This window comes from Synechococcus sp. N32, from assembly GCF_900473895.1.
In the GTDB taxonomy this organism is placed as follows: Bacteria; Cyanobacteriota; Cyanobacteriia; order PCC-6307; family Cyanobiaceae; genus Parasynechococcus.
Map to the genome: position 1 here is coordinate 163,743 of NZ_UCND01000015.1, position 12,992 is coordinate 176,734.

At 62.3% G+C, this 12,992-nt stretch carries 10 protein-coding genes; 1 reads left to right on the forward strand and 9 read right to left on the reverse strand.

The features are described 5' to 3' along the window. Window positions 1-114 precede the first annotated feature (114 nt). The 9 genes from petE to DXY35_RS09385 form a co-directional block, all read right to left on the reverse strand. The gene (petE, locus tag DXY35_RS09345; RefSeq protein ID WP_006851002.1) at window positions 115-474 is read right to left on the reverse strand and encodes a plastocyanin; all 360 of its coding nucleotides are present in this window, start codon (window positions 472-474) and stop codon (window positions 115-117) included. A gap of 7 nt (window positions 475-481) precedes the next feature. Continuing rightward, entirely contained in the window at window positions 482-1,501 is a 1,020-nt protein-coding gene (locus tag DXY35_RS09350) for an NAD(P)-dependent oxidoreductase (protein WP_115082074.1), read from the reverse strand. Continuing rightward, window positions 1,498-2,556, reverse strand: coding sequence for a uroporphyrinogen decarboxylase (gene hemE / locus DXY35_RS09355; RefSeq protein ID WP_115082075.1), 1,059 nt, complete (start codon window positions 2,554-2,556; stop codon window positions 1,498-1,500). Before hemE ends, DXY35_RS09350 begins: the two co-directional genes overlap by 4 nt. Window positions 2,557-2,637: 81 nt before the next feature. Continuing rightward, window positions 2,638-4,935: a 1,4-alpha-glucan branching protein GlgB gene (gene glgB / locus DXY35_RS09360; RefSeq protein WP_115082076.1), complete on the reverse strand. Its 2,298-nt coding sequence runs from the start codon at window positions 4,933-4,935 to the stop codon at window positions 2,638-2,640. A gap of 60 nt (window positions 4,936-4,995) precedes the next feature. Then, complete coding sequence (locus tag DXY35_RS09365; RefSeq protein ID WP_115082077.1) at window positions 4,996-5,706, reverse strand: DUF3887 domain-containing protein; 711 nt, start codon at window positions 5,704-5,706, stop codon at window positions 4,996-4,998. Between the two features lie 10 nt (window positions 5,707-5,716). Beyond that, the gene (locus tag DXY35_RS09370; protein ID WP_115082078.1) at window positions 5,717-7,321 is read right to left on the reverse strand and encodes a CocE/NonD family hydrolase; all 1,605 of its coding nucleotides are present in this window, start codon (window positions 7,319-7,321) and stop codon (window positions 5,717-5,719) included. Beyond that, a complete protein-coding gene (locus DXY35_RS09375) occupies window positions 7,311-7,592 on the reverse strand; it encodes a hypothetical protein (protein WP_244273067.1) in 282 nt (93 codons plus the stop codon). The genes DXY35_RS09370 and DXY35_RS09375 overlap by 11 nt, the downstream gene beginning before the upstream one ends. Before the next feature lie 46 nt (window positions 7,593-7,638). Next, window positions 7,639-8,040, reverse strand: coding sequence for a DUF4332 domain-containing protein (locus DXY35_RS09380; RefSeq protein WP_115082079.1), 402 nt, complete (start codon window positions 8,038-8,040; stop codon window positions 7,639-7,641). Beyond that, window positions 8,040-8,477, reverse strand: coding sequence for a Ycf51 family protein (locus DXY35_RS09385; RefSeq protein ID WP_115082080.1), 438 nt, complete (start codon window positions 8,475-8,477; stop codon window positions 8,040-8,042). Before DXY35_RS09385 ends, DXY35_RS09380 begins: the two co-directional genes overlap by 1 nt. Before the next feature lie 66 nt (window positions 8,478-8,543). Between DXY35_RS09385 and DXY35_RS09390 the strand changes: the two genes are divergently transcribed. Further along, entirely contained in the window at window positions 8,544-12,992 is a 4,449-nt protein-coding gene (locus DXY35_RS09390; protein WP_244273069.1) for a translocation/assembly module TamB domain-containing protein, read from the forward strand.

Consider the following 12,992-nt stretch of genomic DNA (forward strand, 5'->3'; position numbering starts at 1 on the left):
CCAAGCTATCCATCGTTGCTGGCAAAAAAAAGAACCCCGAGCTGTGGTTGATACACAGCTCGAGGCTTTCAGTTCAGTTTGAGATGTTCGGAGATTTCCTCAGAAATCCAGGAATCACTCAACAACCACCTTGCCGACCATGCCAGCACCGCGGTGGGGCTCGCAATAGAAGTCGTAAGTGCCAGCGGTGGCGAAGGTTTCTTCCCAGGATTCGCCGGGGTTGAAGGCGAGATCAGAGTGGCTGTACTCGTCGTGACCTTCGAAAACAGCGTTGTGAGGAGCCAGTTTGTTGTTGACGAACTTGACGGTGTCGCCGGCCTTGATGTTCACGGTGGCGGGCTCGAAAGCCAGCATGCCGCCGTCGGTGCCGAGCTTCACTTCAACAGTGGCGGCTTGAGCGCTGCCGACGTTGAGGCCGATCAGCATCAGGAAGGCGCAGCAGGCAGCTGCAATGGTGCGGATGACGGAGCGCATGAAAGTGCTAGGTCGATGTATTGACCTTACGCGCCGGTCTGGGGGTTCCGCGGTTGGGTAGACCGGAATCGCTAAGAACTGTTGCCAAGTCAGGGGCATGGCTGCTGCCACCGAAACGTTCCGGCTGCGTCACCGGGTCATGAATGAAGTGGCGCTGGCGAATGCTGAACCGGTCCCAGGCATTCACTTCGATTGGCAGAACGCGAATCAAGGTCTCAATTAGCCATGGCCAGAGCGGAATGCCGGGCGTTCGGGCCACACCGCGCCAGCGGCAGAGGGTTCTCACGGTGTCGTTCACCGAGATGGCCGGTTGTCCCATCACCACCCGGCGCAGGGCGCCTTGCCCGGGTTCTCGGTTCGGTTCATGGGGGCGTGTGGCCAACAGGCCACAGATGCGGGCGATGTCTTCCGCATGGATGAAGTGGAAGCTCGCATCCACCCGAAGCCAGCGGGCCAGCCAGAGCCAACGGCTGACTTCAGCCAAACCTTCGGTGAGGTAGCTGGTGGGGAAGGGGCTGGTGCCGTCAACCCGTCCACCGAACACCAAGGTGGGAAACACCGCCACGACTTTGCTGGCTAGCGGGTGCTGCTCCAGATCCCTGAGGCAGCGAGCCTTGGTTTGGATGTATTCCGTGCCGTAGGCCAGAGCTTCCGGCAGGGGGCGCAGGTGCCGATCGAGCACGCTGGCCGTTGAGAAGTAAATGATCTGCTCGAGTTTGCTGGGATCCAGAAGCGCCAGCATCCGTTTCACAGCCACCACATTCACCTGTTCGGCCCGCTCGGGGTCACCCCAGGCTGTGGCGGTGTGAATTACCCGGTTCACCGAGGCCAGCTCTTGGGCAAAACGGTCGGTGTCCCGCAGGTCCCCCAACAAGAGGCGGATGCGGGGATGGTCTGCTGGAACAGCGGTGAGTTTGGCGGGGTCCCTCAGCCAGAGCAGCAGCTCGGCATCGGAGTGGTCCAGAAGCCAGCGGGAAATGTACTGACCGACGCATCCGCTGGCGCCGGTCACCAGGATGCGGGTCAAACGACGGCCCCGAGACGGTCCATCACGCTCTTGCCGGCCCGGAAGAAGGCTTCACCATTCTCTTCCGGTGTACCCGGCAGGATTCCATGGCCGAGGTTGAGGATGTGCTTGCGGCCGCGGGCCTTGCGCACGCAGTCATCGATGCGGGCCTCAATCGCCTCCGGGGTGCCGAACAGCAGGCCGGGATCCACGTTGCCCTGAACACCAACGTGCTCCGGCAAACGGGCCAGTGCTTCGGCCATGTCCACGGTCCAATCCAGCGAAACGATGTCAACACCGGTGTTGGCCATCCGCTCGATCACGCCGGCGCTGCCGGAGATGTAGAGGATGAAGGGGGTGTCGGGGTGCGTTTGCTTGACCAGATCCACCACCTTCTTCTGATAAGGGGCAGCGAAGGTGTCGTAGTCCGCTGGGCTCAGCTGGCCCGCCCAGGAATCAAACATCTGCACCACCTGGGCGCCGGAATCAATCTGATAGCGCAGGTAATTGGCGATCGACTCGGCGAAGTGGTCGAGCAGCTTGTGCAGGATTTCGGGTTCGCGGAAGGCCATGGCCTTGATCACCGCGTAGTTCTTGCTGCTCTTGCCCTCCACCACGTAGGCGGCCAGGGTCCAGGGGGCACCAACGAAGCCGAGAACCGCTGCTTCGTTGCCAACGCTTTGACGCAGACGACCCAGCACTTCACCCACAAACGGCATCGACTCGGCGGGGGTGAGGGGGCGCAGGGCATCCACCTGGGCCATGCTCCGGATTGGATCGCCGATCTGGGGGCCTTTGCTCTCGATGATGTCGAAATCGATTCCCATCCCCGGTAGGGGCGTGAGGATGTCGGAGAACAGGATGACGCCATCGGGCTTGAAGGCGTGAAACGGCTGCATCGAGATCTCATAGGAGAGATCAGGGTTTTCGGAACGCTCACGGAAGCTGGGGTACTTGTCCCGCAGGTCCCGGTAGATCTTCATGTAGCGACCGGCCTGGCGCATCATCCACACCGGAGGACGCTCCACCGATTCACCGCGCGCAGCACGCAGGAGCAGGGGTAAAGAGTCGCTCATCAAGCCCGGTCAGGTCAGCCGGAAACCTACCCGAATCGAGGCCTTGGCTAGAGCTTTATCCCCTCTTTGTCATCACGTTCGTCACACGATGTTGTCCGGCTCGCTGCTGCTCAGGCTGCGTTTCGGGTCGTGCTTGAACACCATCAGGCTCAGCGGCGGCAGGCAGAGATCCAAGGAGTTCTCGTAGCCGTGGATGCCCCATTCGTCTGTTGGTTTGCCGCCCATGTTGCCGAGGTTGCTGCCGCCGTACTTGGCTGCATCAGAGTTGAAGATCTCCTCGTAGAACCCAGAGAGAGGAACGCCCACGCGGTAGTGGGAGTGACTTTGGGGCGTGAAGTTCGCCACCACCACCAGCCAGGTGCCGCTGGCACTCTCCCGACGCATGAAGCTGATCACGGAGTGGCGGTTGTCGTTGCAATCGATCCACTGGAAGCCGAACTGGTCGAAGTCGTCCCGCCAGAGGGCCGGTTCTGCCTTGTAGAGAACGTTGAGGTCATCCACCAAACGCTGGATGCCCTTGTGGGGGTCGTAGTTGAGCAGATCCCACTGGAGATCGCCCCATACATTCCATTCAGCCCGCTGGCCGAACTCCATCCCCATGAAGATCGTCTTCTTGCCGGGGTGCGTCCACATGTAGGAGAGCAACGCCCGGGTGTTGGCGTACTTCTGCCAGTCATCTCCCGGCATCTTGTGCAGGAGATGACTCTTCCCGTGCACCACTTCATCGTGGCTCAGGGCCAGCATGAAGTTCTCGGTGTAGGTGTACCAGATCGAGAACGTGATGTTGTTCTGGTGGAACTGGCGGAACCACGGGTCCAGCTCGAAGTAATCGAGCATGTCGTGCATCCAACCCATGTTCCATTTGAGGTTGAATCCGAGGCCGCCGCTGTCCGTGGGCTGCGTCACCATCGGCCAGGTGGTTGATTCCTCCGCGATCGAGAGGGCCCCTGGGAAGTGCTGGAACAGCACGTGGTTGGCCTGCTGCAGGAAGCGAACGGCTTCGGTGTTCTCCCGACCACCGTTCTCATTGGGCAGCCATTCCCCGTCGGGACGCAGGTAGTCGCGATAGAGCATCGAGGCCACGGCATCCACGCGAATGCCATCGATGTGGAACTGCTCGAACCAGAACACCAGGTTTGCGACGAGGAAATTACGAACCTCGTTGCGGCTGTAGTTGAAGATCAGCGTTCCCCATTCCTTGTGTTCTCCGATCCGGGGATCACTGTGCTCATAGAGATGGGTGCCATCAAAGAAGGCCAGGCCGTGGGCATCCTTCGGGAAGTGGCCCGGAACCCAGTCGATGATCACGCCGATGCCTTCGGCGTGACAGCGATCCACGAAGGTCCGGAATTCATCGGGCGTTCCGTAACGGCTGGTGGGGGCATACCAACCCGTCACCTGATAGCCCCAGGAGCCGTCGAAGGGATGCTCGGTGATCGGCATCACCTCGATGTGGGTGAAGCCTCTCTCCTTGACGTAGGGAATCAGGCGATCGGCGAGTTCGGCGTAGGTGAGCAGGCGAGCGCCTGGTTTCATCTCCGCTGCGGGAACGGGCGTTCGAGGGGTGCCGTCGGGTTGAATCCAGGGCTCGTCCGCTGAGGCGTGGATCCAGCTGCCCAGGTGCATTTCATACACCGAGATCGGTTGATCAAGCGCGTTGCTGCTGTCGCGCTTCTGCATCCAGCCCTGATCGGACCATTGGTATCCGCCCAGGCGAGCCACAACGGAGCTGTTGTCTGGGCGGACCTCGTGCTGGAAGCCGTAAGGATCAGCCTTTTGGTAGCAGTGGCCCTCTTGGGTACGGATTTCGTACTTGTAGAGATGCCCCTCCTCGAGGCCGGGGATGAACAGTTCCCAGATCCCTCCGACGCGTTGCTGCATGGGGTGGTGACGTCCGTCCCATGAATTCAGATCTCCAATCACGGAGACAGTGAGAGCGCTGGGCGCCCACAGGCAAAACATCACACCCTTGACCCCGTCACGCTCGGTGAGGTGGGCACCCATCTTTTGCCAGATGTGGTGATGGTTGCCTTCAGCAAACAGGTGGCGATCCACTTCGCCCATCCATTCGCCGCGGAAGGCCCAGGGGTCGTGTTGTTCGTGCACGATCCCGCCCCGCTCAACCCTGACCCGGTACGTGCAGCCGGGGTCTCTGTTGAGCTGGGCCTCGAACACCCAGGGGTGGTTCGGCGTTGTCATGGCGATCTCGTCGCCAGCCTGCAACAGGGTGACTTTTTGGGCTTCCGGCATCCACATCCGCACGGTCCAACCCTGATCCGAGGCTTGAGGACCAAGCACCGCAAACGGGTGGTCATGGCGACAATTCGCCAACCGTTCGCCGTCCTGCACCATCCAGTCGAGGACTGCGGCGACACCCATGGGAGATCTGTGAATTGGGCGAGATGTTAAGCCCGATTTACGAAACAGATCCGCTGTTGATCAGACGAAGTCTCTGGAAATGTCGACGTTGATGATCCGACCGTTTGCGTCAAAGATCACGAACAGGTTGGTTGTGGCCTGGCCGAAGGCGACAGCCACCAGCACGAGCTGCTGATCGCCGCCTTGATGGGCGATCACAGCGTCCTTGACCTTGCGGAACCCACCCGACACCTGGCTGAGCTTGGTCCATTTGCGTTCCAGGTCTCCCGGGGCCAGATCCTCCTGGAGTTGGAGGGACATCTTGGATCGCGCGGCAATCCAGCGTCCTGCTGCCAGGTCGCGGGTGAAGTCGAGGGCCGTTGTTTCGATCGGCAGGATCCGGTCGCTCCACTTCCAGGCGAGCAGTTTGCCGTCCTCATCCAGCACCATCAGCATCCCTTCGTCACCGGATGCAGTGGTCACCACCGCATCGATGGTTGTTGTGTTGTAGCCAGGGGTCACGCTGACAACGCGGGTTGCATCAATGGCTGCGCGTTGGTCCAGGCGCGCTTGGACGGTGTTCACATCGATACTGGCTTGCACGGGGGCGGCTAGGGCGTCGTGCATGACGTCTCCCTGGCGCTCTTTAAGGGCCTCCAGCAGCAATTCAGCCGCCGCTGTTGCTTGGCCTGGGGTGAGTTCGGTTTTGGTGAGTTGCTCTGCTGCTGCGGGACTGATCAACCCCATGGGAGCCGACAGAGCGATGGCCAGCAGGGCAGCGGAGAGCTTCAAAGCACAAAGGTCAGTCGAGCTTCAGTCTGCCGGAATCAAAGGGGTTCAGCTGCAGGGTGGAGTCAGCAAGTTTCAGTGTCAGCGTCACCACACGATGCTCTGGGCTTGGTGCTCCGCAGGGCACGGCATCGTGGCCAGGGTTGACGCCAATGGCGGGCCACGCTGCTGCGGCAACGGAGATCCTCAGTCGATCGCCACAAGCCAGGCTCGCGTGCAGCGGCTGGAGGGTCACGCTGCGCCTGGCTGGCTGCAACGCCTCCTCTCCGCGAATCCGGACGACTCCCGTGCTCAGTTGATCAACGCTGTTGGTTTCCGCGGGAAGGCGCGAGAGGCTGATGCAAAGATCAAACCCGGGCTGGTCCGCTTCGGCGTCCAACACGAGGTGCGGTTGACCTGACAGCAGCAGCTCATCGACCAGGGGTGCGGTGGTGAATGTCGCGACGTCGCTGCGTTGATCCACGGCCGTGCGCTCAGCGGGGCCAGGGTTTGTTCCGAGGTGTCCCCCGATGGCCGGAACCGCTCGCCACGGGTCATGAACGATGACCACGCTTCCTTCTCCTTCTCCATCCGCCACAAGGGCGCCTTCACTTGGGTCGATGCAGGCCAGTCCATGGCTGCGCAGTCCCCATGACGCTGACCTGCCCGTGGCGGGTGCGGGGATCGCGTTCCACTGATGCTGGGTGATGTTCCAGAGCTGGTGACTGGGCTGCGGTTCCTGCGGGGGGCGATCCTGCAGATGTTGTTGGAAGAACTGAAGCATCAGCTGCTGGGTTTCCGGCCACCACTGCAGATGGGAGGCAGCCCCGATGTGCAGGGATGGCTGCCCGCCTGCCGCTTGGCTGCGATGCCAGAGGTCCAGCAGACCCACCAGATGCGGATCCCACCATCCACCGATCAACAGCATCGGCCGCTGGAGCCAGCTCTCCGGGGCGTGATGAACCGTCCAATGCTGATCGTTGCTGGGGTCGTTGTTCAACCAGCTCCAGGCCATGCCTTCGGGGTCATGGCGCTCCAGCAGGGTTGGTCCGTCCCGCAGATAGCGGTTGTCTTCAAGGCTGCGGCGGATCTCCAGCCAGGCCGTTGCATCTCCGCGTCGCTGGGCCTGGAGGGCCGCCAGCTGCAGCCCCCAGCCCAGGCCAAGGTGCCACCAGTGGGCACCGCCTTCACAACTCCAATGGCGTCGTTCGTCCAGGCCGGTCATCGCCGGAGCGGTGCACTCCGGCGGTGGGGCCGATTCAGCTGCGGTGAGCTGGGTCAGGCCCTGATACGAAAACCCGTAGACCCCCAGGCGTCCATTGCATTCCGGCAGCTGCCGCACCCAGGCATGGGTGGCGCTGGTGTCGGCTGTTTCCTGACCAAACCCCCGGAAACGTCCCTCCGACTCGCCTTGTCCTCGGACGTCCTGAACGACCACCAGGAAGCCATGGGACGCCCACCAACTGGGGTGGGCGTAGGTCACGGTTGAGGCGATGCGGCTGCCGTAGGGCTGCCGCATCAGCAGGGCAGGCCAGGGGCCTTCGCCGCTTGGATGCCACAACCGTGAACGCAGCACCACGCCATCGGCCGTCTTCAGCGCTGCAGATCGGCAGACAATTCCGCTGGTCTCAGCGGACATCGGCGCAATGCATCCCCACGATGTAGGTCATGAGGATTTCCGCATCCTGAAAACTCAGCTTCTCGCTGGCGGCGACCTTGTTGATATGGGGCTTGGAGAATGGCGATCGGCCGTTGGCGTTCATTTGCCGGAACGAACGGCACATGGCTTTTGCTTTTTCTGGATTGCGTTTGACGCTGTTGAGCAAGTCCGAGTCAGCGGCAACCACGAGCAATGGTGAGCCCAGGAGCGCCAGAGCGATCAAAGCTGTGCGTAGGAGTTTCAAGCCCATAACAGGTTCATACGCAGTTTTGGATGCCAAGGCAGGGTGGCTGGGGTCAGTTCGTCAGTTGCCTGGCGCGGCGGATCCAATCGCCGGCAACCCGCAGATCCACCACGGCAGGCCGTTTGGTTCCAAGGCTGCGCTCCAGCCTTCCGGTCTGGCGCACGAGACGTTCGGGGGTGCATGCCGCCAGTGCGGCGGGCGTGGCGATGCCCGCATGCATCAGCAGCGCGGCGTCCTGGGGAGGCAATTCCAAGCGGCAGACCAAATCGGCCATGCCCCGCAGCCGCTTGAGGTTTCGGGCCGAAGCCTGGCCACTGCGGGCGAGTTGGCTCAGTTGCAGATCCGTTAGATCACGAATGCTGGACCAGCGCTTGATACCGGCTCGATCAAGTTCCTGTTGTTCCCTGCGAAACGACTGGGGGAGCTCCTCGATCGCGTCGTTGAAGTTCGGCATCAACGCAAGGTCTTGCTCACCTCGCCCAGGATGACGGGGCGTCCCAGCCCATCGCCCTCCGGCTGGATGCCCCGCAACCGCACCAGCACGGTGCTGCTGGAGCGACCTGAGCCGCGCAGGTTGCCCTCCAATTGCTCCAGGGTGGCTTGAACTGTTGTTGGGGCCAAGTCGGCAGGAACCTGGGCGACCACCAGGTCGTTGCCGTTATCGAACACGATCGGTGCCCGCACGGCACCCTCCACCACCACTGGCGGTGTGTAGCTCACGCCGAATGCCCAGCAACTCACGGCCAGCAGCAGGGTGAAGCTGCTCACGCCGACCAGTCGAAACCGAATGCCCCACTTGGCGAGAAAGGCAACTGCCGTTAGCGCTCCAAGCCCAAGCCCAGACCAACCCAGCCAGGGAGCGGCAGTAAGCAGCAGCTGATCGAAGGCCATGGGGTCTGGTGGACTGAAAACAGTCTCCTTATATTGCGCGATATTCCGGGGAGATCGCCGCGTCTGATGGGGAAAACGCGGCGCAGGACCTGGTTGGTTGCGGGAAGTTTTGTTCTGGTCGGGGCTGGAGCAGCAGGCTTGATCGCCCTTGACCACGCTGCCGAAGGCATCCTGAGCCGTGCGCGCCCCAGCTTGGAGCGCACGTTGTCGGGTCCTCTGGGCCACGACGTGGATCTTGGCCCTTACGAAGGACTTCGCCCCTTGGGCCTGGGGATCGCCATCGGGCCGAGTCGAATCCTGCCGTCTGCGGCGGATCGTTCTGAACTGAGCCTGGCGGGGCTTGAGGTGGGCCTTGCTCCCTTGGCGAGTCTTCGGCGTCTGCAGCCGGTTCTGCAGATCACGGTGCACAGGCTGCGTGGTCAGTTGCAGGCCAATGAGGCTGGTCGGTACTGGACCTTTGGGCCCCTGAGCGGCGACGGCACTCTGCCACGACTTGGCGTGCAGTACCGGTTGGCCGATCCTGCATTGCTCCGTTTCGGTCCTCAGCAGCAGACCCTTGAACTCCGCAGTCAGGGCGCAGTGCGGCTCGGGGAGGCTTTATTCAGTACCGTATCGGAACTTCGCTGGCGCGACGCAGAAGGGGTGCTGCGGCTCGATGCACAAGGGCATTGGGATCGCCCTCGCTTCAGGCTTCGAACGCGGCTGGATCGGCTCAACCTGAAACCGTTGGGGGCCGTCATCGCCCCCGCTCAGGATCTGGATGCCTCTGGAACCTTGGAGGGAGATGTTCAGATCGGCTGGGCCGATGGGTCGTTGAACTGTCGAGGTGGGCTCAGTCTCAAGCGTCTCGAAATTGCTGCGCTGAACAGCAATCGCCTCAGGGTCGCTTGCAAGGGCGATCAACTCATTTTGCAGCCCGCAACACTGCGTTTTGGAGCCTTTGAGGCTCGGGCCTCAGGGTCCGTTGCCTTGAACAAGAGCTTTGATCTCCAGGCTGACGTTCGCCGTACAGACCTCAGCTCTGCAAGCCAGGACCGGTTGAAGCTCAGGATCCAGGGCCCCTGGGGGGAGCCCCGGTGGAGTGCTGATGGTGAGATCCAGCTGCCTGAGGTCATAGGGCTCAACACAGCCCTGACGCTGGACGCTCAGTGGCGCACCCCCTGGTTGAAAGACCAGCAACCGTCTGTTGCCGTGGACAGACTCCGCCTCAGTGCCCCGGGACTGCGCTTCGGGCTGGCCGGGACGATTGGATCCCGATTGGATCTGCGCAGCACGGAGCTTCAGATCGATCCCCGCTTCTGGTCTGCGCTGCCGACCCTGCAGGCCGGACTGGGCCAAACCGCTCCGCTCCTTGGAAGCGTCGACGTCAGTGGTGGGTTGGCGTCACCGGAGCTGAGCCTGAAGCTTGGCCAGGCGTCCAACCCTTTGCTGGACGAATGGTCGTTTCAGACCCGATGGTCCTCGCAGGACTCCGCCCTGGTGCTGGATCACTTCACCAGTCCGCTGTTGCTGGCGGAAGCGCGCCTTCCTGTGAAACTGGCGCAGGGGCGGTTGCAAACCGGTGAGCTTCAGAGCGGCTTTGAACTCCAACCTTTCAACCTGAGCCGTTTCACCCCCTTGATCGGTACGCCGCTGGGCGGGCAGGTGGCGGCGCGGGGGCGCGTGAAGGGTCCTCTGTCGGGGCTTCAGCCCGACATCAGCCTGACGCTGAATCAACCCCGCGTTGGTGCCTTGCAGGTTCCCGAACGCTGGCAAGGCAGCCTCAACGGTGAACTGGGCCGTGGTGCTCGTCTGGCGATGGCGGCCCAGCAGCCTGCCGTGCCCGGCTCGCTCGTGGCTGAACTCGATGCCGATGCTTGGCCCAAGACCGTGCTCTTGCGCCGTGGTGAGGGGGAGTTGCGCTTGCACGGGCTGGCTCCGGCTGGAGAGCAACGCCGCTATCACTGGCGTGCAGCGGACCTCAACATCGATGGACTTCGTTTCATCGTGCCTCCGGTCAACCAGCCCAAAGCGGTGGCAGGTCAGCTCTCGGGTTCAGGGAGCCTTGCCACGGGCCCCCTCGCGATCCGTGGGTCTGCCGTCATTGCGGACGGCTCGATGGCGGGGGTTGCCGTGCAGAGCCTCGAGCTGGAGGGTTCCCTCGGGGATGGGCGTTTTCAGGCCGATGCAGCACTGGCGCTCTTGCAGGGCAGCATTCGGCTGAAGGCCCGTGGCGACCTGGGTGGCTGGATGCACAGCGGCATCGAGGCAGAAGGCCTGGATGTGACCTGGCTGACGCTTCTGGCCCGTCAGTTGAGAGGGAGCGATCCCGAACCGGGCCTGGCCCCCGGCCGTGCAGAGGATCTCGGAACCCTGTTCATCAACACCTTTGGTGGGTCGCTTGATGGTCAGCTGCAAGCTCTGGCGGCATCGCGCCGGGCGCTTGAGGCCTATGCCCTGGCTCACCCCCGCAAGGGCCCTGAGCTGGAGCGTCTGGAGGGGCGGGTCAATCTGTCGGGAACGATCGACGGTCCTGATCCAAAGCGCCTGAAGGCCGATCTGATCGCCAAGGCCCACCTTTGGATTGAAGGGGATGACCAGGCCAAGGCACTACAGCTTGAACCGATGGTTGCCACGCTTCGCGGCCCGTTGCTCGGTGGATCCGGTGACCTCTCCCTGCTGCAGGTCCCGCTCTCTCTGCTGGCGTTGTTGGTTCCTGTGCCGCCGCAGCTCCGCGGCAGTGTTGGCATCCGCGGCCGCTACGACCTCAGCGGAACGGCCCCCCTGCTGGTTTCCGATCTGTTGCTCGACTCCGCCAGCCTGGCGGGCCAGCCCCTGCAGTTGGAGCAGCGATCGGTTGTCGTTGAGCGTGAGTTGATCCGCTTGAACCTGGCCCTGAAGGGAGGCGAGAGCAAGGAAGCCGTCACCGTGGCCGGCACGGTGCGCTTCAGCCCCGATTCGGATTTGAACCTGAGGCTGGAAAGCCATGGGGATGCCCTTGGCGTGTTGACGCTTCTGGCTGGGGATTCCCTGGCCGTGAAGCGGGGCAGCACCAATCTGCGGCTGTTGCTGCGCGGGCCGTTGAACCAACCGCAAGCCAATGGCTTTGTCGTAGTCAGCAATGGAGATCTCAGCATCGGTGAACAGGAGCTGAGTCGGATCAACGCCTCGATCCTGTTCGATTTCGATCGCGTCTTGGTGCAACGCCTGGAGGCTGAAGTGGGCCGCGGCGGCTTGTTGCGCGGTTCAGGAAGCCTTGGCTTGTTCACCCCCCAGAGCGGGTCTTCACCGCTCACCCTGCAACTCAGCCAAGCTCAGATTCGACAGCCGATCGTGCAGTTCCAGGCCGATGGCGAACTGCAGGTGTCTGGAGCTTTGGTGCAACCCGTCCTCTCCGGAGATCTGGACCTGTCGCGGGGCACGCTTCGGCCCCAGTCCGGCTTCTTCGGACGGTTGCGTCGGGGCGGTCTTCAAGCTCTGGTACCCACCGGGGTGGAGGGCTCCTCAGCGGCGGTGCAGCTCGGTACTCAGGCGTTGAACACACTTCTGGAGGAGGAGTGGGACTTCCAGGAACCTCTGGTCCTGATGGGTCCCAACCGATCCATCCAAGCTCCGGATCAGCTGCAACGGTTCATGCCGAAACTGCCGGCTATCCGCTTTGAGAACCTTCGGCTGGCCCTCGGCCCTGATATCGAGGTGCTGATGCCCCCCTGGATCAGCTTCAAAGGGGGAGGTGCCGTCACGTTGAACGGCCCCTTGGATCCCTCGCTTAAGGCACGAGGTTTGATCCAGCTCAATTCCGGCAGGATCTGGGTTCCTCCTCTGGCTCCATTGCGTTTGGACCCACAGGCGGCCAATGCAGCGGTGTTCACGCCTTCGCTGGGGCTTGTCCCCTACGTGGATATCGCCATGCAAGCCAGGGTCGCCGACACCGTGAGTGCGGGCACCAACGATCAGATCACCAGCGCAAACCTCTTTGCTTCGAATGGAACGGGCAGTGCCTATGTCGGCGGTGGTCAACTGCGGCTGGTGAAGGTCATGGTCCAGGTCAGCGGCCCGGCCAACCGTCTGGGTGAAAGCAACAACCTGGTCCTGCGCAGCTCGCCACCGATGAGCGAGCAACAGCTGTTGGGTTTGATCGGTGGCAACACCCTGGCTTCCCTGGGTGGAACCGGTGGCGCCGCGTTGGCCACGATGCTGAGTCAGTCGCTGCTCTCACCGGTGCTGGGCACGTTGACCGATGCCATGGGGCAACGGCTTCAGGTGGCGATTTTCCCCACCTACGTCAACCCCGAGGTGAAATCAGAGAAGGAGCGCACCTCCGGCCGTGTTTCACCAACACTCACAGTGGTGACGGAGTTTGGTGTGGCGTTGACCGACCGGTTCAACCTTTCCGTTCTGATGGCACCGAACACAACCGACGTTCCTCCACAAGGAACGGTCTCCTATCGGCTGACACCGACCACGTCAGTCTCCGCGGCCATGGATGCCAATGGCACCTGGCAGAGCCAGTTGCAGGTGTTCTTCCGGTTCTGA